Here is a 21,511-nt window from a genome sequence, read left to right on the forward strand (position 1 = left end):
CAAAGAATCCTTGATAATCAATGACTTAGAATTACTCTTAATCTAAGTTGTGAACATCCATTGGTTGTTGCGATGCGCCCAGTCATGCGGCCGGCCGGCGCCGAGATACTCACGAAATCGTCAGCGCCGTCCCGCGAATAAACCCGTCCCTCCCTCGATCACCTCTCCCGAAGCCCAATTCCGGGCGAGAGGAGAAGCGCAATGAGCGGACAAGATCAGGGGGACGACGGTGTCAGCCGCCGCAAGGTGCTGGAATGCATGACCTGGGCCGGCACCGGGGTGCTCTGGACCGTCACGGGCGGCGTGCCGCGCTCGCTCGGCATCATTGATTCCGCTGAGGCCGCAACAGCGGTGACGCCCGGCATGAGTTTCCTGCAGATCAGCGACAGCCATGTCGGGTTCGACAAGCCGGCCAATCCCAACGCGCTCGGCACGCTGGAGGAAGCCGTGGGTAAGATCAATGCGATGCCGGCGAAACCCTCCTTCATGATCCACACCGGCGACATCACGCATCTGTCGAAAGCTGCCGAGTTCGACAACGCCGAGCGCATCATCTCGCAGACCAAGCTCGACGTGCACTACGTCCCCGGCGAGCACGACTTCATCGACGAGGAGGTGAAGCTCTATCGCGAGCGCTACGGCCGCGGCACCAAGGGCCACGGCTGGTACTCCTTCGATGCCGGCGGCGTGCACTTCATCGGCCTCGTCAACGTCGTCGACCTCAAGGCCGGCGGCCTCGGCAATCTCGGCGCCGAGCAGCTCGCCTGGCTGGAGGACGATCTGCGCGGCAAGTCGAAATCGACGCCGATCGTGTTGTTCGCGCACATCCCGCTGTGGACGGTCTATCCGCAATGGGGCTGGGGCACTGAGGATGGAAGCCGCGCGCTCGAATACGTCAAGGGTTTTGGCTCGGTCACCGTGCTGAACGGGCACATCCATCAGGTGATGCAGAAGGTCGAAGGTAACGTCACCTTCCACACCGCGCGCTCGACCGCCTTCCCGCAGCCGGCACCAGGAGCCGCGCCCTCGCCCGGCCCGATGAAGGTCGAGGACGCAAGGCTGCGCTCCATGCTTGGGGTAGCCAGCATCAACTTCAAGCAGAACGAGCAGCGGCTCGCCATCATCGACACGCCGCTGCAGGGCTAAGGCTGAACGGAATCAGACAATGAGGACACTCAACCGCCGCGACTTCGGTGCCGCCGTGATCGCGGCCATCCTGTTGCCAGCAACAAGCGCCCGCGCCGACGACATGGACGTGCACATCGATAATTTCGTGTTCCAGCCGGCCGAGCTGAAGATCAAGGTCGGCACCACCGTGACCTGGACCAACCGGGACGACATCCCGCACACCGTGGTGTCGGCCGGCAGGTTCAGGTCCAAGACCCTGGATACCGATGATAAGTTCTCGTTCACCTTCACAAATGCGGGCGACTACAAGTATTTTTGTTCGCTGCACCCGCACATGACGGGGATGATCAAGGTTGAGTAACGTCTCCAACCAAGGCATCAACGTCTTGCCCGGCCGGTGGTCCCACGCCGGCCGGGCGCGTGCGTCTTCGATCACGGCAAAACAAGAAGCAGAGGCAAAGCGAGGAGCGATGCCCGCCACCGACGATGTGCAGAAGGCACAGCGCTTCCGCGAGGCGGCGCTGCCCTATCTCGACGACGTCTACACGCTCGCACGCTACCTGCTGCGCGATGCCTCCGACGCCGAGGACGCGGTGCAGGAGTGCTATCTGCGAGCGTTGAAGCATTTTGACAGCTACCGCGGCCCGGCGATGAAGCCCTGGCTGTTCGCCATTCTGCGCAACGTCTGCAACGCCGAATATGCGCGTCGCGCGCACAGACCGAGCGCGATCGAGGATACGCCCGGCGCCGCCGAGCAGACGCCGCTCTGGCAGGAGGCCGAGGCGAGCCCGGAGACCGAAATGGTGCGCAGCCGCGATGTCGGCGCGATCCGCAAACTGATCGACGCGCTCGCCGAGCCGTTCAAGGAAACCTTCGTGCTGCGCGAGATCAACAACCTGTCCTATCGCGAAATCGCCGAGGCCGTCGGCGCCCCCGTCGGCACCGTGATGTCCCGCCTCGCCCGCGCCCGCGCCATGCTGCGCGCGGCCTGGATGGCGGAAGAGGAGCAAGCGAAATGACCTGCGACGAAGCAAGGATCCTGCTTCACGCGCTGCTCGACAGCGAGCTCGATGCCGGCCACGCGCGCGAGATCGAATCGCATATCGCGAGCTGCCCGGACTGCGCAGCCGAGTTTGCCGCGCAGCGCGAGATGCAGCGCGTGCTCGCCGAGACCAATCTGCGCTACACCGCGCCGGCAAGCCTGCGCGCCCGCATCGAAGCCTCGCTGCCGCAGCCGCAGCGCCAGCCGACGCGGCGCTCCGTGCTGCGCGGCTTTGCCATGGGCTCGGCGGTCTCTGCGCTCGCCGCGACAGGCGTCGTCGCCGTGGTGCTGCGCCAGGATGACCAGCAGCGCATCCTGTCGGAGGTCGTCTCCGCGCATCTGCGCTCGCTCCAGGCCGGCCACCTCACCGACGTGGTCTCGACCGACCAGCACACCGTCAAGCCGTGGTTCAACGGCAAGCTCGACGTCGCCCCGCCGGTGATCGACCTCACCGCGCAAGGTTTCACGCTGGTCGGCGGCCGGCTCGACTATATCGATGCCCGCGCCATCGGCGCGGTGGTCTACCGGCGCCGGCAACACGTGATCAATTTGTTCGTGTCGCAAACGTCGAGCACCGAGCACCGGCCGCCGAAGACCCAAACCATGCAGGGCTTCAACTGCCGCCGCTGGGGCGAGCGCGGCCTGAACTTCTGGGCCGTCAGCGATCTCGGTGCCGACGAGCTCGCCGAATTCGTCGACAAGTTCGAGGCGGCGATGGCGAAGGTGGAGGGTAAGTCGGGCTCGTAGCCCGGATGGAGCGCAGCGCAATCCGGAGACGGTCTTGCCTGTCTCGACAGTCCCGGATTTCGCTTTCGCTCCATCCGGGCTACGATTGCTACGCCGACCGCCGCACCGCGTTGTCGACCAGCGTCTTGCCGAGCGACCAGATCGCACCGGGGACCTTGTGGCTGCCGGCGATGACGTCGTCGAAGGCGCGCTCGATCCAGCTGCAGTCTTCCTCGGTGATGGTGAGCGGCGGCAGCAGCTTGATGGTGTGGCTGCCATGGCCGGCGACTTGCGTGAGGATCTTGTGATCCTTGAACAGCGGCACGGTGATAAGCTGGCAGAACAGGCCCTTGTTGGCGGTCTCCAGCACGTTCCAGGAGGCCCGCAGCCGCAGCGACTTCGGCGGGCCGAACTCGATGCCGATCATCAGGCCCTTGCCGCGGACTTCCTTCAACAGCTCGTAGCCGGGCACCATGCGCGTCAGCGCGAGGCGCAGCTCGGCGCCACGCTTGGCGGCGGCCTCGATCAGCTTCTCGGACTCCATGACATCGAGCGTGGCGATGCCAGCGGCCATCGCCAGGTCATTCTTGGAGAAGGTGGAGCCGTGCACAACGGCGCGGTCCATCTGATTAAAAATCTTGTCGAAGATGCTCTTGCGCGTCAGCACCGCGCCAACAGGCACATGGCCGCCCGACAGCGATTTCGACAGCAGCACCATGTCGGGCTCGACGTTCCAGTGCTCGACCGCGAGGAAGCGGCCGGTGCGGCCCATGCCGGTCTGAATCTCGTCGGCGACGAACAGCGTGCCGTATTTCTTGCAGAGCGCGGCCGCGCCGGGCAGGAACTCGTCGGTGGGCATGTTGACGCCCTTGCCCTGGATCGGCTCGACGACGAAGGCCGCGACCTCGCGCGAGGCCAGCGCCTTTTCGAGCGCGGCCAGATCGTTGAACGGGATCGGGGTGCAGCCCGGGAGCAGCGGCTCGAAGCCGGTGCGGAAATTCGAGTCTCCGGTCAGCGACAGCGCACCATAGGTCAGGCCGTGATAGCCATGGGCGCAATACACGATGCCGGGCCGGCCGGTAGCGCCGCGCGCGAACTTGATCGCAGCCTCGACGCATTCCGCGCCGGAATTGGCGAAGAACGCCTTGTCGAGATAGGGAACGTATTTCAGCAACCGTTCGGCCAGCACGCCGGCGAGCGTCGAGACATCGAACTGGACGAGGTTGGGAAGATCGGCATCGAGCACGCTCTTGAGCGCATCCCGCATGACAGGATGATTGCGCCCGATCGCAAACACGCCAAAGCCGGACAACAGATCAAGGTAGCGAGCGCCCTCGCGGTCGTAGAGATACTGCCCCTGCCCTTTCTGGAAGCCGACATCGTAGCCGATGGTCTTGAGAACCCGAACGAACTGCTCGTTCAGATACCGGTTATGCAGGGTGCTGCGCTGGGCCTGACGGTCCGCGAATAGCTGAGACATGTCTGGATTTGGGCTGTGCATCCGCTACATACTTCGCTTGAGGGCCGTCTCGTCAACTGAAAACGGAGCGTTACTGAAAACGGTCTGTGCGGCCTTTTGCCCTTTTTCGGACCATCTTCGCAAGCACAGCTTTAGACCATGTTGCACTGCCAAGGAACACTCATGCGTTTGGCCCTTTACACCGGAATAATACTGGCTGGCGGTTACGCCTGCCTGACCCCGGCCCTCGCCGCCGACCCGACCGGCGACTGGCGGGTCGCCGACGGCGTCGCCAACATTCGTGTCGCCCAATGCTATGGCAGCATGTGGGGCGCGGTTTCCTGGGAAAAGCAGCCCGGTGGGCGCGACGAGAACAATCCGGATGTCTCGAAAAAGAACAGGCCGACGCTGGGCATGGCAACCCTGATCGACATGAAGAAGAAGCCCGGCGTCGATCAGTGGGAAGGACAGGTCTACAACGCCAAGGATGGCCAGCTCTACAGCGCGACCATCACGCCGGCCGGTCCCGATCAGCTCGAAATCAAGGGCTGCGTGATGGGCTTCCTCTGCGGCGGCGAAACCTGGACCCGGGTCGGCCCGCCGATCCCCTCGAGTCCTGTGAACGCCATGGCCAAGGGCGCGCCGAAATCCGGCGGCGCCGCGCCGAAACCCCAAGGGGCCCAAGCAGCCCAAGCCACGACAGGCACCACCACGCCCGCGCCCGCAACTCCGAAGGCCGCCGGCGCAGCCAAGCCCGGGCAGAAGGGCGCCGCCGACTCCGTCGGCGACATCTGCCTACTCCCTGAGATTGCGGGGTTTGCCCATTAGGGCCGGCTGGAACAGCAGCACCGCCGCGAGCGTCGTCACCAGCGAGAGTGCCAGCAGCTTGCCCATGCTGGACGTGCCGGGATGGCTGGACAGCCACAGGCTGCCGAACGCGGTCGCCGTCGTCAGCGCGCTGAAGAAGATCGCGCGCGTCAGGCTGGTCTGGAGCAGGTTTGTCCTACCTGAGCGCCAGGCCACGACATAATAGATCTTAAAGGCGACGCCGACGCCGAGCAGCAGCGGGAACGCAACGATGTTGGCGAAGTTCAGCGGCAGGCCGATCAACACGCAGATCTCGAGCGTCACCGCGCCGGCAACCAGAAGTGGCACCAGCGTCATCAGCACGTCGACGAACCGGCCTAGCGTGATCCATAGCAAGATCCCGATCACCAGCAGCGCGTAGATGCCGGCGTGGATGAACGCCTTCACCACGGTGTCGCCGGATTTCAGGATCGAGACCGGTCCGCCGATCGCGGTCGGTTCGGCCGCGAGCACCGCCGCGGCGAACTTGCGCAGCGTGTCGTTGTCGTTGGGATCGCCCTTGGGCAGCGCCTCGACTCGGATGACGCCGTCCTTGCTCTTCCAGGCGCTGACGAGATCGGGCGGCAGCGACTTCAGGGTGACCGGCTCGGCCTGCATGGCGTTCCTGAGCTGGTCGAACACGATCTTCATTGGCGTGACGAACACGTCCTGCGCCTTGTTGCGCGTGGCCTCGTCGCCATTGGCAAGCTTTTCGAGCGCGTCTGCAAGACGGCGCGAGGCGACCGCCCCCGGTCCCTTCGCATCACCTGCCGTTCGGCGCAGATTGTCGACTGAGGATTTCAGCGACTCCACATTCTCCTGGTCCGTCGGCGCCGCATCGATCTGATCGGGGTTCAGCGCGGGGTTCAGCACCTTGGCCCCCTGCGCGAGCAGCTTCAGCTTCGGCGGTTGGTCCTGCGGCACGAAGCTGTCGAGCGACATCACCCTGAGCACCTCGGGCACTTTCTCCAGCTTTGCCTCGACCTGCCTCGCCTGCTCTTCCGATGTCGTCATCACGTTGATGGCATTGGCGCCGGTGTTGGGGTCCTTGCGCAGGTCGAGGAAGGTGGCGATCGATTCGGCCCTCGGGTTGCGCAGGTTCATCGGGTTGAAGTCGAACTTCATGAAGTAGAGCAGCGGCAGGCCGCCAAGCGCCAGCAGCAGCGTGCCGCCGACGATCAGCACGCGGTGCTTTTCGAGGAAGTGATCGAGCGGCGCCAGGAAAGCGTAGCCGACGGGCTCTGGCTCGCCGGGCGGGTTCAGCAGCTTGAGCAGCGCCGGCAGCACGGTGATGCTGGACACGAACGCCACGAGCATGCCGACACCGGCGATCTGGCCGAGCTCCGAGATGCCCTTGTAATCGGTCGGCATGAAGCAGAGGAAGCCCGCCGCGGTGGCCATTGCCGCCAGCGACAGCGGCACCGCCGAGCGCTTGGCCGCCAGCACCAGCGCGCCGGAGAGGTTATCATGCTTGTAGCGCTCGGAGCGGTAGCGGACGCTGTACTGGATGCCGAAATCGACGCCGAGACCGACGAACAGCACCGCGAAGGCGATCGACAGCAGATTGAGCGAGCCGACCATCATCAGGCCGGCCGCGGTCGTGATCGCAAGGCCCACGAAGAGATTGATGAACACCGCAAAGATGATCTTCGCCGAATGCAGCGCCAGCCACAGGATCAGCAGCACGACGAGGACGGTGCCGATGCCGTTGACCACGGCGCCTTCCTGGACGGTGGCGTATTCCTCGTTGGCGATCGGGACCGGGCCGGTCAGCCGCACCCGCGCCTGGTATTTGGTCGGGAAATCCAGATCGGCCGCGGCTTTCCGGATCGCGTCGGTCGCGCCCTTGCCCGGCTCCAGCGCGTTGTAATCGAGGATCGGCTTGAACTCGATGAAGGCGCGCTTGTCCGAATCCTTCAACGGTTCGTCGCTGACGAGCTCGCGCCAGGAGAAGCTGGCGTTGCCCTTGTTGAGCACGGTCTCGACCGTCTGCGCGATCAGGTTGAAGGGCCGCTCGGTGTTGTCGAGCTTGACCTGGCCGCGCTTGACGCCGGCAAGTCCGGTCTCCAGCGCACCGGTGAGGCCGCGGATCGAGGGATCGCCCGCCATGATCTCGATCAGGGGCGCGGCTGACTCGAACTGGCCGGTGATCTTGGCGACCTCCTCGGTCGGCAGGAACAACAGGCCGTTCTTCTCGAAGAACTCGCCGCTGCCGAGCTGCTGCATCGACTGGAAGTTGGTCGTGTCGTCCTTCAGCTTGGCATAGAGCGCGTCCGCCGCCGCGCTCGCCATTTCCGGGGTTTTGGCCTCGACAACCGCCGTGATCGTCGCATCGCGGTCGAAGGCGCGATCGAACTGCTGGTCGCGCTGGCGCCAGTCCAGATTCTGGGCAATCAGCGAGTTGATGTCGGTGTTGATGGCGAAGTGGCGCGCAGCGTAGTAGCCCGCTCCTACCGACAGCAGGAGCCCGAGAATGACGACGAGGGAGGCAAACCGGGTGCAGGCCCTGACGATGGCAACGACGACGCTTTGCAGCACTTCTTTTCTTTCTGCGGTTACAGCTTGCCGGAAACGCCCGCTGTTTATCGGAGTTCCCGGGCGAAACCTATTGCTGTTTTGATGGTTCTCGCCGCGAGAAGGTTCGAGGTAAACGGCGGAGACCGTGGCAAAATCATGCGGGCGGCCGGTATAGCCGGGGAGTTGAGGCGGGAAAGTGACGAAGGACAATGCACGAATGCCGCGGACTTGCGCACCCCGCGAGCCCTACTAAAATACCTCGGAAGTGACCTGTCAGAGTTCCGACCTTTCCTTATTGCCGATTTTTTGCCACAAAGTATTGCGCCTCCATGCGCCGGAGCCCCCACGGGGGTGGGTGGCTACCGCATGTGCGAACCAATGGTGCGGATATTGCAACTCTTGGCTTGTATCGGGGTGCCGCCGGGGACTTTGAAGCGGATTGGTGCAACTTGCGTGATGGGCGTCCAATGGAAGTTTATCTGGCGCAGCCGCGCGGCTTCTGCGCAGGCGTGGTGCGTGCGATCGAGATCGTGGAACGGGCGCTGGATAAGTACGGCCCACCCGTCTACGTGCGCCATGAGATCGTGCATAACAAATACGTGGTCGAGAGCCTGAAGAACAAAGGCGCAATCTTCGTCGAGGAACTGTCCGAGGTTCCGCCGAAATCGGTCACGGTCTTCAGCGCCCATGGCGTCGCCCGCAGCGTCGAGGAAGAGGCCGCCGCGCGCGACCTTCCTGTGCTCAATGCCACCTGCCCGCTGGTCACGAAAGTTCACAATCAGGGGAAGCGCTACATCAGCAAGGGCCGCACCCTGATCCTGATCGGCCACGCCGGCCACCCCGAGGTCGAGGGCACGATGGGGCAGGTCCCGGGGCCGGTGCTGCTTGTTCAAAGCGTTGAAGAGGTTAAGGCCCTGACCCTGCCGGCGGATAGCCCAGTGGCCTACATCACCCAGACCACCCTGTCGGTCGACGACACCAGGGATATCATTGCCGCCCTCCAGGCCCGCTTTACAGATATTCAAGGCCCGGATATCCGGGATATCTGCTATGCGACACAGAACCGCCAATCTGCGGTAAGGAACCTGAGCAAGCTGGTCGACGTGATCTTGGTGGTGGGCGCTGCCAACAGCTCGAACTCGAACCGGCTCCGCGAAATCGGCACTGAGGCCGGCGTCGCGAGTTATTTGATTGCCGACGGCAGCGAGCTCAATCCGGAATGGTTGAAGGATGCGCGGACCGTCGGCGTCACGGCCGGCGCTTCGGCGCCCGAGGTACTCGTGGATGACGTGATCGAAGCGATGCGGCGGATCGGACCAGTGAAGGTCTCGGTGTTGCCGGGACGCGAGGAAAACATCGAATTCCGGCTTCCGGCCCAACTGGCCGCCAGCTACCCACCCGAATTCAAAGCCCAGAAAGAAACTTGTAATGGCTATCCCGTTCTTCAAGGAAATGCGTATCGGCGGCTATTTGCTCAAGCAGAAACTGCTTGGCCGCAAGCGCTATCCGCTCGTGCTGATGCTGGAGCCGCTGTTCCGCTGCAACCTCGCCTGCGTCGGCTGCGGCAAGATCGATTATCCGGACGCGATCCTCAACCGTCGCATGACCGCGCAGGAGTGCTGGGACGCGGCCGACGAGTGCGGCGCGCCGATGGTCGCCATTCCCGGCGGCGAGCCGCTGATCCACAAGGAGATCGGCGAGATCGTGCGCGGCCTCGTCGCGCGCAAGAAGTTCGTCTCGCTCTGCACCAACGCGCTGCTGCTTGAGAAGAAGCTCGACCTGTTCGAGCCCTCCCCCTACCTGTTCTTCTCGGTGCATCTCGACGGCCTGCGCGACCACCACGACAAGGCGGTGTCGCAGAAGGGCGTGTTCGACCGCGCGGTGTCCGCGATCAAGGCGGCCAAGGCGCGCGGCTTCACGGTCAACGTCAACGCCACCATCTTCGACGGCCATCCGGCCGAGGAGATCGCGAAGTTCTTGGACCTCACCGTCGAGCTCGGCGTCGGCGTCTCGATGTCGCCGGGCTACGCTTATGAGCGCGCGCCGGACCAGGAGCACTTCCTCAACCGCACCAAGACCAAGAAGCTGTTCCGCGACGTCTTCGCCATGGGCAAGGGCAAGAAGTGGAATTTCATGCACTCCGGCCTGTTCCTGGACTTCCTCGCCGGCAACCAGGAATACGAGTGCACGCCGTGGGGCATGCCCGCGCGCAACATCTTCGGTTGGCAGAAGCCCTGCTACCTGCTCGGTGAAGGCTACGCCAAGACGTTCAAGGAGCTGATGGAGACCACCGACTGGGATTCCTACGGTACCGGCAAGTACGAAAAGTGCGCCGACTGTATGGCCCATTGCGGCTACGAGCCGACGGCGGCGACCGCAGCGCTCAACAACCCGCTGAAGGCGATGTGGGTGTCGCTGCGCGGCATCAAGACGACCGGCCCGATGGCGCCGGAGATCGACCTCTCCAAGCAGCGCCCGGCGCAGTACATCTTCTCCGAGCAGGTCCAGAAGAAGCTCTCGGAGATCCGCAAGGATGAAGCCGCCGCCGCGCAGGCGAAGGCTGCGCAGAAGGCTTCGACTGCGGCGTAAGCGCGCACGATCAATTCTCGCAACAAAAGCCCGGCCGCCAGCGCGACCGGGCTTTTTTGATTGGTGATTGAGCCACGCTATCCGCCCCGTCGTCATTGCGAGCGCAGCGAAGCAATCCAGAATCGTTCCGCGGAGACACTCTGGATTGCTTCGCTGCGCTCGCAATGACGGAGTGTGCGGCACCAGCTTGCTCTTGCCATGCGCCCTCTTCCTCGCAGACACACCTGCACGTTCTCGCGGCTTCTTTCGCCCGAGCTTTGCTGTTCGTTCGCGCCCCTCGAAAGACCAGAGGGCGCAGGGAAGGCCGGGCGCCGGCGGCACCCGCGGTCCGTATGCATGGAAAACGCACACGGGGTGGATCACAGGTGATGCCGGTCGCCCGGCCTTCCCTGCGCGGATGGTTTTAACGGTGTCCTTCGTGCTCTCCTCGGGGAGCGTTGCACTATTGCCCCCGTCGCCTCGCCGCTGATCGATGCGCGTGCCGGTTGGCTGCCACATCACCGCGAGATTTGACGCCAGACCCCCGGGCGTCGGGACCACACGACTTCTCCGTCCGCGGACGGCGTCGCCGGAAGCATCCGAGGCTCGCGTGTGCTCACCCCCGAGATCCAGCTTGGCCGCTGTGACTGCGCCGTGTCGTAGCGCTCCGCGCATGACTCACGGTTGCCCGCCCTGTCATCGCCTTTCGCGCCGGCGCTACCGCGTCCACCGCACCCCGACCCGCATCTCGTGACGATCGCGAAGCGCCCCTCTGGCAGGGCCGGGATGAGCGCTCTATGCCACAAATCCGAAATTCGGTAAAGTGGAATATTTTTGCGAAGGGGGATTGACGGGTGTTTTGGTGTTTTGCCCGACGGGGTCACCGCGCCTGCATGAGGCTAAATTGTAACCGAAAGCCAGCGCCTTCTATTGCACCGCGCGCTTTACTGAAAAAGACCTCAGCCTTCTGACTCAGCGGAAACTTTCCAAGGAAATTTATGATTATCCTGCGCCTTCGAGCATCGGGCACTTTCTTAAGCACCTCACCACTCTCAATAAAGCGCAGGTACGCATTGAGTTTGTTCTGCAGAAGGACCAGATGATTCTCTTCATTCTCGTCCCAAGGCAGATGATCACTGATCGTAAGCCATAGATCGCCCGTTGCCTCGTCAATAGTAGCGAAATCGATTGTGTCCCTTTGATCGACCGACATCAGCACTCTCGAAAATTTGCACAGGCCGCAAGATGGTTGATCTCTTCGCGAAACCTATCGCACTTCTTTCGTGGTAGCGTCGCGCCATGACCGCGTACCGTCGCAACTCGTTCCTTGCGGGCGCTTCTTCTTCGCGTCAATCTGGCGGAACCGGAAGCTATCGTTGCTGACGGATTGCGTCGAGCGTCAAATGATGACTGCGATTACGGAGAGCGGGACGAGGAAGAGAGGGGTTTTGCAAGGGCTCACACCCATCCTACGCCCCAACGAAAAAGGCCCGGTCGCACGACCGGGCCTTTTTCATATTCTCGGCTCGCAGCCCCGCTCAGGCCGCCTCGGACACCAGCACCTCGCTGCCCACGAGCTCCGTCCCGATCAGATAATCCCGGCAGCCGCGCAGGCTGCGCAGCGCGCGGTTGAAGTCGAGGCCGGTCGAGACCAGCGCATGCAGCGTTGCCGGATTGCGCACGATGCCGCGCAGCACCGCGGCGAGGTCGATCTGGCCGTTCGGCTTGATGGCGGCGCGGGCAAGCGCCGGCAGCGCGCGATGGGCGGGATCGCTGATGACGCGGACCGCGGCGAAGGGCAGCCCGGCCTCGGCGGCGTAGGCGGCCGCGATGTGGCTTTCCATGTCGACGGCGGCAGCGCCCGTTTCAGAGTGCAGCGCCGCCTTGCACGAGCGTTTCGTGACCACCTCCTCGGCGCCGGCGAGGCTGCCGCGCACGACGCGGCGGCGGCCCGAGGTCAGGCGCTCGATCAGGTCGTCGCCGAGCGACAGGCCGGCGGCCCAGCGGGCGTCGCCGGACAGCACCTCGGTCGCCAGCACGACGTCGCCGGAGCGCAGCGTCGGGTCGAGCCCGCCGGCCACGCCGAACGAGATCACACCGCGAATCGTCTCGGGATCCACCACCGTCAACAGCGCCCGCAACTGCGTCGGGCTGCTGGATGAACAGATGACTGCCATTCCAGGCCCGGCTGCGATGCGGGCCTCCTGAACCAGTCCGGTCACGATCAGTATCGGCCGCGGGTCGATGGCCTGACCCGCGGTAACATAGTCCCCCGTCCCCAAAGTCACATTCCGACCCCTACCACCCTGCTGTTGGTGTTCCGCAAGTTCCGGTACCGCGCCAATGCCCACAGCGGAAAGAACTTTGGGTAACCATGATACCGTAGATAGAACACGCGGGGGAAGCCTGTGGCGGTGTACCGCTGCTCGTCCCACAGTCCTTTTTTGTTTTGTGTTGCAATCAGGTACTCCACCCCGCGCGCGACGGCCGGGTGATCAACCTCGCCTGCCGCCATGAGGCCAAGCAAAGCCCATGCCGTTTGTGAGGCGGTCGAGGGGGCGGCCTCCCATCCCTTGTAGTCCAGCCGGTAGCTGACGGCGTCCTCGCCCCAGCCGCCGTCATCGTTCTGGATCGAGGTCAGCCAGTCGGCTGCCTTGCGAATCATGGGGTCGTTGCGGTCGACGCCGGCCATATTCAGGGCACAGAGCACCGACCAGGTTCCATAGATGAAGTTCATGCCCCAGCGGCCGTACCAGGACCCCTCCGGGTGCTGGGTCTTCCGCAAGTACGCGACCCCGGCGGCAACCTGCTTGCTAGTCTTCTCGGTCTCGCCGAGCTGGGCCAGCATCGAGATGCAGCGCGCCGTGACGTCCTCGGTCGGGGGATCGAGCAGCGCGCCATGGTCGGAGAACGGGATGTTGTTGAGGTAATATTCGAGATTGTTGACGTCGAAGGCGGCCCAGCCGCCGTCGTCGCTCTGCATGCCCTCGATCCACTCGCGGCCGCGGGCGATCGCGGCATCATAGCCGGTGACGCCGTGCTCCCGGCGCATGCGGTCCATAGACATCACCACCACCGCGGTGTCGTCGAGATCGGGGTAATGCGCGTTGTTGTACTGGAAGGCCCAGCCGCCCGGACGGACGTCGGGCCGCTTCGCCGCCCAGTCGCCCTTCACCTCCAGCTCCTGCTTCGGGATCAGCCAGTCGAGCCCCTGCTTGGCCGCCGGCACCGCCTCGTCGCCGCCGGCTTCCAGCAGCGCGTGCGCGGTCAGCGTCGTGTCCCACACCGGCGAGACGCAGGGCTGGCAATAGGCCTCGTCGTCGCCGATCACGAGCAGCTTGTCGATGCCCCGGCGCGTCGTCGCGCGCGGCGGATAATTCTCGTCCTTGCCGAGCGCGTCGTACATCATGACGATATTGGCCATGGGCGGATAGATCGCGCCCATGCCGTCCTCGCCATTGAGCCGCTCCTCGATGAAAGCGAGCGCGGCGTCGATCGCGCGCTTGCGCAGGCGCTTCGGAAACAGCGGCTCGATCACGCGCAAGATCGCATCGAGCGAACGAAATAGCAGGAACCAGGCCATGCTCTGGTGCGGCGCCTTCGAGGTCATGCCGATCGAGCGCGGATCCTGCAGGAACAACTCGTCGATGCCGATTCCTTTCGGATTCTTCGCGCGCGGCTTCAGCGCGGCGATCACCATCAGCGGCACCATGGTGGTGCGCGCCCAATAGGAGATCTTGTTGAGGTGGAACGGCGACCAGAACGGCAGCAGCACGATCTCGATCGGCAGCACCGGCACCGCGCGCCAAGTCACGACGCCGAACGTCGCCAGCAGGAAGCGCGTGAAGACGTTGCTATGAATCGCGCCGCCGCGGGCATGAATGGCCTCGCGCGCACGCACCATGTGCGGTGCGTCGACGGAGTCGCCGATCATCTTCAGCGCGAAGTAAGCCTTCACGCTGGCGCTCATGTCGAACTCACCGTCGTGCACCAGCGGCCAGCCGCCAAGAGCGCCTTGAACGCGGCGCAGGTAGTTGCCGATCTTGGCCTCGAGCACGGTGTCGACCGGCTCGGCGAGATAATGGCGCAGCAGGATGTACTCGGCCGGAATCGTGCAGTCGGCCTCGAGCTCGAACACCCAATGGCCGTCGGACTGCTGCAAGCCGAGGACGCCTTGGATGGCCGACGCAATGCTCGATTCCAAAGCTTCGCGGCTGGTCGCGTTCACGGAATCCATGTCGCTCGATTGCTCCGATAGTGGATTGAAAGTTGACCGGCACATTGCCGGTCAGGGCCGCTTTGCGGCGAGAACCAGATCGGCAGCGCGGTCACCCGACCGGACCGATCCCTCGATGGTTGCCGGCAATCCCGTAGCAGTCCAGTCGCCGGCGAGGAACAGGTTTTTCAGCGCAGTGACCGGCCCCGGACGCAGGGCATTCTGGGCAGGTGTCGCCGCAAATGTGGCACGGCGCTCGCGCACGATCTGCCAGGGAGGCAGCTCCCCGGAGACACCGCCCGCCTCGCAGACGTCGTTCCAGATCGTCTGCGCGAGCTCCTCGCGCGGCATGTCGACGAGACGGTCGCCATTGCTGATGGTCACCGAGAGCCGGTTCGGAAACGCGAACAGCCATTCCACGACGCCGCCGATCACACCGAGGATCGGTGCCGAGCCCGGCGGCGGTGTGATGCGAAAATGGGCGTTGACGATGGCGCGGAATTCGGTCGGCGTCTTCAGGCCCGGCAGCAGGCTGGAAGCCGCGCGCGGCGGCACCGCCATCACGACGACGTCACCCGCACCGAGCTGGATCACGTCCTCGCCGCCGAAATTCAGCGCGGTCACCTTGCCGTCGGTGTTGACGAACGAACGCAGCTCATGGCCGAGCTGAACGGTGTGGCCACGTTCCTGCAAAAACTTCACCGCGGGCTCGATCAGCACGGCACTGAGGCCGTCGCGCGCGATCAGCGGACGGCAGGCCTGCCCGCCGGCGAGCAGCGTCTCGCGCACGATCGCGCCGGCGAGGCCGGCCGAGCCCTCGGGCGGATCGACGTTGAGCGCGGCCAGCAGCAGCGGCTGCACCAGGCGCTGATAGAGGATGCCTTCGGTCGGAATGGACTTGCCGACCAGCGTCTCCTCCGACGCCCAGATCAGCGGCGCCAGCTTGAGATAATCGGTGAGGCCGGTGTCGGGCACGCGGCGGCCTTCGTCGAGCACCCAGGTCGGCCATCGTCCTTCGCCGAGATCGATCTGCCAGCGCTGCCCGGTCTTGACATCGACGAAGGGAAATTGTGCGCGTTCGGGGCCGACGAGGCCGGCCTCGCTGCCGATCGCGCGCGCATAGGCGCGCGCATGGCTGTTGCCCGACAGCAGCAGATGATTGCCGTTGTCGATGGTGAGATTGGTGGCGCCGTCGAAATAGGACCGGCAGCGGCCGCCGGCCTGGTGCGTCGCCTCGTGCACGGCGACTTTGAAGCCGGCATTGGCGAGCCGCACGGCGGCAGAGAGGCCGGAAATCCCAGCGCCGATGATGTGAGCTGTGTTTTGCATCAGATGAAAGCGTAACGGAGCAGGATCAGGATGCGTGTGATCTTCGACACACGCACCGGCTCGCGCGGCGCGGTGAAGCCGCGCGCGATCAGGAGGTCCAGAATGGAATGGTAGTATTTGGACATGATCCGCGGCGCGCGCACGGCGCGGCGCTTGTTGCGGTTCATGATCTCGTCCGACTTCTCGAAATGCGACTTCGCGCGCTGCGCCAGCGGCAGGCAGACCTTAGGCAGCGCGCGCTCGGCGATCACGCGGTTCGGATCATTGGAGGTGATGCCGGCATGCAGCAGCGCCTCGCGCGGCAGATAGAGCCGGCCAAGGCCCGCGTCCTCGTCGATGTCGCGCAGGATATTGGTGAGCTGCAGCGCGCGGCCGAGATGGTGGGCGAGCAGGATGCCGTCTTCCTCGGGCATGCCGAACACCCGCACCGACAGCCGCCCCACGGCGCTGGCGACGCGATCGCAATAGAGATCCAGCGTCGCCATGTCGGGCGCGCGGATGTCCTGCGGCACGTCCATCTCCATGCCGTCGACGATGGCCAGGAAATCCTCGCGCTTGAGCCCGAAGGTCTTCACCGAGGCGACGTAATCCTTCAGCCGCGGCGGCGGATTGCCCTGGTAGAGCGCGTCGATGTCGTCGCGCCATTGCTGAAGTGCGGCGAGCCGCTCCTCGCGCGGCCCGTCGGAATCAGCGATGTCGTCAACCTGGCGGCAAAAGCTGTAGATCTGGAACATCGCTTCGCGCTGGTCACGCGGCAGAATGCGCATCGCGGCATAGAACGAGCTGCCGGATGCGGTCGAGCCGTAATTGGCGCCGGGCGTGGTCGCCTCAAGCGTCATGTGCAGTCCCCGGTCTGGAAATGGCTTTGCGTCCGATCGCGCGGCGGCCGACTTCGCCGATGATTCCGGCGAGGCTGAAGGTGAGAAGCTCGAACTTGTTCAGATGCACGCGCTCGCGCAGGGGGTCGCGCACCTTGAGCAGGCGCACGATGCGGTCGGCATAGGCCTGGATGACGGAAACGTCGACGCCGAGACGGAAATCCCGGATCTCCGCAGCTAGCGACCTGCCCTCGTCGAGCAGCGCCTCGTTGCGCGCGGCGAGCCCCTGCAGGCAGGCAAGCATCGCCGGTGGCGATTGGGCGAGGCCAAGCTGCTCGACCGAGGCACCGCTCGCGGCCAGCGCATCGCGCGGCAGATAGACGCGGTTGAGCTCGCGGAAATCCTTGCCGCAATCCTGCAGATGATTGTTGATCTGCAGGCCTGCGCACAGCGCGTCCGACGCGGCCCAGGTCGAGGTGCTCTCGCCGTGAACGTCGAGCATGAAGCGGCCGACCGGCATCGCCGAATAGCGGCAATAGTGGATGACCTCGTCCCAGGTCTCGTAGCGCAGCTTGGTCACGTCCATGCGGAAGGCGATCAGCACGTCGAGCGCGTGACGCGGCGCCATGCCGCGCTCGGCCAGCGCACGGCGCAGCGTGACAGCCTCAGCCTGGGTGTCGCCCTTGCCGAGCAGTTCCGCCTCGAGCAGATCGAGATAAGCGAGCTTCTGGTCGGCCGGCAGCGTCGCATGGTCGGCGATGTCGTCGGCGGTACGGACGAAGTTGTAATAGGCCAGGATCAAGGCGCGATGACGCGGATGAATGATCCAGGACGCGACGGGAAAATTCTCGTCGCGGTCACCCTTGCCGGATCGCAATTCGCTCGCAGAGGTCATCGAGGGCTAGTTTACAATCGTTTGGACAGGAAGGCTTTTTCGCTCGCGCGGGCTCTTGCCGGCGATGCCGCCGCGGCCCCCATATAGGGGAATACGACCGCAAAACCAATCCTGTGTCTCGATAGCTGCCCTCTGCGGATCGGGCCCGAAAAGGCGGCCCCGGGGCCGCCTTTGTGTGGGCCAGCGGCCGAGCTTACTGATTGTGGTTCTTCAGCACCTGGTCGCAGGCCTGCGAGATCTTGGCCCGGTTCTCCTTGAGGCAGGCCAGGATGGTGAAATCGCCCTGATCAATGACCGGACGGCAGAACTTCTGCACATCGCGGGTGCAGGCCTTCTGCTCGGCCTCCGTGCCGCGCCCTTGCTGGGCGAATGCAGCCGTCGAAAGGGATGCCGACAGCAGGGTGAGAGCGACGAGAAGCTTACGCATTGTATTCCTTCATTCTGACGGCAGAAACGCACCGATCCCGGGCTGCACAGGGCGGACGACCGGAACGGATTGTTCTGATGGCAAGTCGCCGCAGGGTAGCGGCCTCAGAGAAGGCACAAGCACTGGCAAATGCGGCCAAATTGGCGCCACGCCCACCAAATCAGGTCTTCCCTGCGCCTTCATTGGCAGATGTAAGGGGTTGATACTACGTCATAATTCAGAAAGCCTGTATTTTACTGCACGGCTGTTGCAGAGCTGCATCTCTCCGCCTCGCCGTTCCAGCCAGAAACACGCCGAAACACGGCAAATCACCCCGCCGGCGCCCGGTGAACCGCCATCTCTGGCCCTGGCGCGTTGAACCTGACACAGGCTCGGAACACTAAACCTTCGATGTGGCGAGACGTCTTGGATCTTGAACGGACGTCGTTCCAAAACGGGATATTCGTGATGAAATTCTTTGGGCGATCTGGACTGGCAATCACCGCGGCCGGCGTTGGCGCTGCGCTGCTCTTCTCGGTTTCGGCGAGCCACGCACAGTCGTCCGGACCGTTTGCCGGCTTCGACGGCGCGTGGACCGGCACCGGCACGGTCTCGCTGTCCGACGGGTCTACCGAACGCATCCGCTGCAAGGCCGACTACAAGGTCGCCGGCAGCGGTCTCAACCTCAAGCAGGCCCTGCACTGCGCGTCCGACAGCTACAAGTTCGACCTCACCAGCGACGTGACGAGCCAGGGCGACCGCATCTCCGGCAATTGGAGCGAGGCGAGCCGCAACATCTTCGGCAACCTCCAAGGCACCGCCGGCGGCGGCCAGATCGACGTATTCGTCGAGGCCAACGGCTTCGCCGCCAATCTGTCGCTGCGCACCAACGGCACCAAGCAGACCGTGCAGATCTCTTCCAAGGGCGAGATTCGCGGCGTCAACATCACGATGACGAAGGGCTAGGATCCTTTCCGCTTAGAACAACAAAGCCCTCGGCTCTCGCGAGCCGGGGGCTTTTTGCCGTAACGCTCCCTGCGCGGGCCAAAACCCCACGATGCGGCTCAGATCGCCGGCTTATCCGTGCCCTGCAGCTTGCCGTGCAGGTTGATCAGCCACATCGCCGTCGGCCTGAGGATGAAGAGGTCGGCGACGAGCGCCATGACCATCGAGAAGGCGCTGAGCCAGCCGAACAGTCGCAGCGACGGCAGGTCGGAGAACACGGTGACGACGAGGCCGCAGGCCAAGACCACCGTGGTCAGGATCAGCGCAGGGCCGACCAGCACGGTCGCCCGCTCCACGGCGAGCCCCGAGCCGACGCCCGGCTTGCTCTCCAGTCTCAGCCGGTTGAGGAAGTGGATGGTGGCGCTCAATCCCAGGCCGAACGAGACGGTGAGCGCGACGACGCTGGCGAATTGCAGCCCCTCGCCCATCGCCCACAGCACCGTTCCCGACATCACCACCGGGAAGATGCCCGGCAGGATGCAGGCGAACATCACCACCCACGAGCGGAAGGCGAGACCGATGAAGATCGCGACCAGCGCGAATTCGACGGTGAGGCCGCGGTTCAGCTTCTCGATCATGTTGGCCGAGTTGCGCGCCGCGATGGCGGCAAGGCCGGTCACCGCGACCTCATAGCCGGGGTGTTTCTTGCGGACGGCGTCGAGCTCGGTGTCGAGCTTGTCCACGATCGGCAGGAGCTGGCTCGAATCCTTGTCCGGCACGCGGCCGGCGACGACGACGGCATCCTGCTCGGCGTCGATGAACCGCCGCACCAGATGCTCGGGGATGACGCTGACATATTCCTTCAGCGTCGCGACATCGGCGCTGCCGGCCTTCTCGGCCAGCCAGCGACGCAGCGTCTCCAGCGACCACACGTTGCCCACACCGGCAGCCTTCTCGACCGTGGCGTGCACCTCGGCGATGGTCTGGAGCGTCTCCGGCGAATACAGCGATTCACCCTTGGGGAACACGATCAGTACGTTGACGGGGTTTGCGCCGGTGAGCTTGGCATCTAACCGGTCGCTGGCGGCAACCGCCTGGCGCTTGTCCGGCACCTGGTCGGCGAGCCGGTAGCGCGGCTCCAGATTGGCGTAAATGACACCGAGGCCGCCGACGAACAGCACCGCGATCAGGCTGAACAGGCCGGGCCGGCCGACCATGCGCACCGCGATCCAGTAGCAGAAATTGCGCAGCGCCTGGACGCCGGCATCGGCGCCCTGGAACTTGACCGCAAAGACCTTCTCGTTGCGCACGAAGAGCACGCCGAACACCGGCACCAGCGACAACACCGCGACCAGCGCGATGATGGTGGCGGCGAGCCCGGCCTCGCCGAACTTGCGGATCAGGTCGGAGTCGGAGAATTGCAGCGCGATGAAGGAAATGCCGGCGGTGCCGTGCGTCAGCACGCAGGCAGGCCCGACCACCAGCACCGCGTTCTTGAACGCGGTGAACTTGTCCTGGCCTGCGATCAGCCGGTCGCGCGCGGCGAAGGTGAGCTGCATCGAGTCCGAGAAGCTGATGACCATGATGAGCGGCGTCATCACGTTCAGGAACATGTTGAGGTTGAAATTGGCCCAGCCGAGCGCACCGAGCGCCAAGAGGATCGCGATCATCGGCGGGAACGCCGCGGCGATCATGAACGAGATCTTGCGGAAGAAGATGATGGCGATGACACAGCCGGCGAGGATGCCGAGGATGTTGTAGGTCAGCCCGTCACGCTCGACCGCATTGCGGATCTCGAGCTGCATCACCGGCACGCCGGAGAGCTGCACGTTGAGACCGGTGTCGCTGAGATCCTCCTTCATCAGCGCGCGGATGTCGCCGACGGTCTTGGTCAGCTTGTTGGAGCCGACCACTTCCGGATCGAGCGACAGCACGATCAGCGCCAGCGTGCCGTCCTCCGACAGCAGCTTGCCGCGGATGATTTCGTTGTTCTTGACGGTCTCGATGAACTTGTCATAGGCCGCGCCCTCGGGCAGCTCGGCCGGGAACAGCGCCGCCGGCAGCTTGCCCGGGGCCGGCGCCTGGCGCGCCGAGAACAGCGAGACGAGGCCGCGCGTACCTTCGACCAGCTGCAGGTCGGTGACGAAGTCGCGCAGCTTCTCGAGGTTGTTCCGCTCCAGCAGCGTCTTGCCCTCAACGACGACGAGAACATCGAACTCCTCCGCCGGGAACTTCTTCGTCACCTCTTCATACTGCTTGAATTCGCGGGTGTCGGAGCGGAACAGCTGCGACAGCGAATCGTCGATCTTGATGCGGTAGATGCCGAACACGGCGCCGACGATCAGGGCGAGCAGGACGATGCAGGAGACGATCGGGGCCCGGACCGCGATCAGCCCGAGACGCTCCAGCCCGAAGGCGATGGAGGACGCAGGTCCCTGCTCGACCTTGTCGACACGAACCTCACTCTCGCTGTGCTTTTCGAGCATGCCTTGTCCAGTTCCTAAATTGGCTCAGTCTTGAGAGCTTATTGCGCCCCGCGAACGGCTTGAAAACGCCATACCAATGGGAGGCTTGCCCTTTGAAAATGCGCGGAAAATCGCCGGCAGCGGTTTAGCA

The 21,511-nt window shown here is 64.3% G+C and carries 17 protein-coding genes and 1 pseudogene; 8 read left to right on the plus strand and 10 right to left on the minus strand.

Translation table 11 applies throughout. The features are described 5' to 3' along the window. The first annotated feature begins 201 nt into the window (after window positions 1-201). From YU9_RS0106890 to YU9_RS0106905, 4 genes are all read left to right on the plus strand, one after another. Window positions 202-1,146 carry a metallophosphoesterase gene (locus YU9_RS0106890; RefSeq protein WP_027572134.1) on the plus strand — a complete coding sequence of 315 codons (945 nt, stop codon included), beginning with the start codon at window positions 202-204 and terminating at the stop codon, window positions 1,144-1,146. A gap of 19 nt (window positions 1,147-1,165) precedes the next feature. Beyond that, entirely contained in the window at window positions 1,166-1,489 is a 324-nt protein-coding gene (locus YU9_RS0106895; RefSeq protein WP_027572135.1) for a cupredoxin family copper-binding protein, read from the plus strand. 109 nt (window positions 1,490-1,598) lie between these two features. Continuing rightward, complete coding sequence (locus YU9_RS0106900; protein ID WP_027572136.1) at window positions 1,599-2,147, plus strand: sigma-70 family RNA polymerase sigma factor; 549 nt, start codon at window positions 1,599-1,601, stop codon at window positions 2,145-2,147. Further along, a complete protein-coding gene (locus YU9_RS0106905) occupies window positions 2,144-2,917 on the plus strand; it encodes an anti-sigma factor (RefSeq protein ID WP_027572137.1) in 774 nt (257 codons plus the stop codon). The genes YU9_RS0106900 and YU9_RS0106905 overlap by 4 nt, the downstream gene beginning before the upstream one ends. An 88-nt stretch (window positions 2,918-3,005) precedes the next feature. Here the strand turns inward: YU9_RS0106905 and hpnO are convergent, their stop codons facing one another. Next, window positions 3,006-4,397 carry an aminobacteriohopanetriol synthase HpnO gene (hpnO, locus tag YU9_RS0106910; RefSeq protein WP_027572138.1) on the minus strand — a complete coding sequence of 464 codons (1,392 nt, stop codon included), beginning with the start codon at window positions 4,395-4,397 and terminating at the stop codon, window positions 3,006-3,008. Window positions 4,398-4,538: 141 nt separating this feature from the next. Between hpnO and YU9_RS0106915 the strand changes: the two genes are divergently transcribed. Further along, window positions 4,539-5,183: a DUF2147 domain-containing protein gene (locus YU9_RS0106915; protein WP_027572139.1), complete on the plus strand. Its 645-nt coding sequence runs from the start codon at window positions 4,539-4,541 to the stop codon at window positions 5,181-5,183. Here YU9_RS0106915 and YU9_RS0106920 read toward each other — a convergent pair. Next, window positions 5,151-7,739, minus strand: coding sequence for an MMPL family transporter (locus YU9_RS0106920; RefSeq protein ID WP_027572140.1), 2,589 nt, complete (start codon window positions 7,737-7,739; stop codon window positions 5,151-5,153). The two genes, YU9_RS0106915 and YU9_RS0106920, sit on opposite strands and share 33 nt — an antisense overlap. Before the next feature lie 446 nt (window positions 7,740-8,185). Here YU9_RS0106920 and ispH point away from each other — a divergent pair. Then, window positions 8,186-9,109 (plus strand): annotated as a pseudogene (ispH, locus tag YU9_RS41075) (4-hydroxy-3-methylbut-2-enyl diphosphate reductase); the annotation flags it as partial. Window positions 9,110-9,146: 37 nt separating this feature from the next. Next, on the plus strand, window positions 9,147-10,307 hold the full coding sequence (gene hpnH / locus YU9_RS0106935; RefSeq protein WP_027572141.1) for an adenosyl-hopene transferase HpnH: 1,161 nt from the start codon (window positions 9,147-9,149) through the stop codon (window positions 10,305-10,307). 859 nt (window positions 10,308-11,166) lie between these two features. Here the strand turns inward: hpnH and YU9_RS0106940 are convergent. The 7 genes from YU9_RS0106940 to YU9_RS0106970 form a co-directional block, all read right to left on the minus strand. After that, the gene (locus tag YU9_RS0106940) at window positions 11,167-11,499 is read right to left on the minus strand and encodes a DUF6572 domain-containing protein (RefSeq protein ID WP_027572142.1); all 333 of its coding nucleotides are present in this window, start codon (window positions 11,497-11,499) and stop codon (window positions 11,167-11,169) included. Window positions 11,500-11,824: 325 nt separating this feature from the next. Beyond that, entirely contained in the window at window positions 11,825-12,574 is a 750-nt protein-coding gene (locus tag YU9_RS0106945) for a phosphorylase (protein WP_027572143.1), read from the minus strand. Continuing rightward, window positions 12,571-14,523, minus strand: coding sequence for a squalene--hopene cyclase (gene shc, locus YU9_RS0106950; RefSeq protein WP_027572144.1), 1,953 nt, complete (start codon window positions 14,521-14,523; stop codon window positions 12,571-12,573). Before shc ends, YU9_RS0106945 begins: the two co-directional genes overlap by 4 nt. Before the next feature lie 51 nt (window positions 14,524-14,574). Further along, window positions 14,575-15,831 carry a hydroxysqualene dehydroxylase HpnE gene (hpnE, locus tag YU9_RS0106955; protein ID WP_027572145.1) on the minus strand — a complete coding sequence of 419 codons (1,257 nt, stop codon included), beginning with the start codon at window positions 15,829-15,831 and terminating at the stop codon, window positions 14,575-14,577. Then, window positions 15,831-16,670, minus strand: coding sequence for a presqualene diphosphate synthase HpnD (gene hpnD / locus YU9_RS0106960; protein WP_027572146.1), 840 nt, complete (start codon window positions 16,668-16,670; stop codon window positions 15,831-15,833). The genes hpnE and hpnD overlap by 1 nt, the downstream gene beginning before the upstream one ends. Then, the gene (hpnC, locus tag YU9_RS0106965) at window positions 16,660-17,544 is read right to left on the minus strand and encodes a squalene synthase HpnC (protein WP_027572147.1); all 885 of its coding nucleotides are present in this window, start codon (window positions 17,542-17,544) and stop codon (window positions 16,660-16,662) included. Before hpnC ends, hpnD begins: the two co-directional genes overlap by 11 nt. A 193-nt stretch (window positions 17,545-17,737) precedes the next feature. Beyond that, complete coding sequence (locus YU9_RS0106970) at window positions 17,738-17,971, minus strand: hypothetical protein (protein WP_027572148.1); 234 nt, start codon at window positions 17,969-17,971, stop codon at window positions 17,738-17,740. Window positions 17,972-18,418: 447 nt separating this feature from the next. Between YU9_RS0106970 and YU9_RS0106975 the strand changes: the two genes are divergently transcribed. Further along, a complete protein-coding gene (locus YU9_RS0106975) occupies window positions 18,419-18,916 on the plus strand; it encodes a hypothetical protein (RefSeq protein ID WP_018648252.1) in 498 nt (165 codons plus the stop codon). Window positions 18,917-19,014: 98 nt separating this feature from the next. Here the strand turns inward: YU9_RS0106975 and YU9_RS0106980 are convergent, their stop codons facing one another. Next, on the minus strand, window positions 19,015-21,381 hold the full coding sequence (locus YU9_RS0106980; RefSeq protein WP_027572149.1) for an RND family transporter: 2,367 nt from the start codon (window positions 21,379-21,381) through the stop codon (window positions 19,015-19,017). Window positions 21,382-21,511: the final 130 nt, after the last annotated feature.

The organism is Bradyrhizobium sp. WSM1743, from assembly GCF_000473065.1.
In the GTDB taxonomy this organism is placed as follows: Bacteria; Pseudomonadota; Alphaproteobacteria; order Rhizobiales; family Xanthobacteraceae; genus Bradyrhizobium.

Coding starts and splice junctions, on each gene's coding strand:
- hpnH (WP_027572141.1), top strand. CDS start 9,147: ATGGCTATCCCGTTCTTCAAGGAAATGCGTATCGGCGGCTATTTGCTC.
- shc (WP_027572144.1), bottom strand. CDS start 14,523: ATGGATTCCGTGAACGCGACCAGCCGCGAAGCTTTGGAATCGAGCATT.
- YU9_RS0106890 (WP_027572134.1), top strand. CDS start 202: ATGAGCGGACAAGATCAGGGGGACGACGGTGTCAGCCGCCGCAAGGTG.
- hpnE (WP_027572145.1), bottom strand. CDS start 15,831: ATGCAAAACACAGCTCACATCATCGGCGCTGGGATTTCCGGCCTCTCT.
- hpnO (WP_027572138.1), bottom strand. CDS start 4,397: ATGCACAGCCCAAATCCAGACATGTCTCAGCTATTCGCGGACCGTCAG.
- hpnD (WP_027572146.1), bottom strand. CDS start 16,670: ATGACGCTTGAGGCGACCACGCCCGGCGCCAATTACGGCTCGACCGCA.
- YU9_RS0106970 (WP_027572148.1), bottom strand. CDS start 17,971: ATGCGTAAGCTTCTCGTCGCTCTCACCCTGCTGTCGGCATCCCTTTCG.
- hpnC (WP_027572147.1), bottom strand. CDS start 17,544: ATGACCTCTGCGAGCGAATTGCGATCCGGCAAGGGTGACCGCGACGAG.
- YU9_RS0106915 (WP_027572139.1), top strand. CDS start 4,539: ATGCGTTTGGCCCTTTACACCGGAATAATACTGGCTGGCGGTTACGCC.
- YU9_RS0106940 (WP_027572142.1), bottom strand. CDS start 11,499: ATGTCGGTCGATCAAAGGGACACAATCGATTTCGCTACTATTGACGAG.
- YU9_RS0106980 (WP_027572149.1), bottom strand. CDS start 21,381: ATGCTCGAAAAGCACAGCGAGAGTGAGGTTCGTGTCGACAAGGTCGAG.
- YU9_RS0106895 (WP_027572135.1), top strand. CDS start 1,166: ATGAGGACACTCAACCGCCGCGACTTCGGTGCCGCCGTGATCGCGGCC.
- YU9_RS0106900 (WP_027572136.1), top strand. CDS start 1,599: ATGCCCGCCACCGACGATGTGCAGAAGGCACAGCGCTTCCGCGAGGCG.
- YU9_RS0106975 (WP_018648252.1), top strand. CDS start 18,419: ATGAAATTCTTTGGGCGATCTGGACTGGCAATCACCGCGGCCGGCGTT.
- YU9_RS0106905 (WP_027572137.1), top strand. CDS start 2,144: ATGACCTGCGACGAAGCAAGGATCCTGCTTCACGCGCTGCTCGACAGC.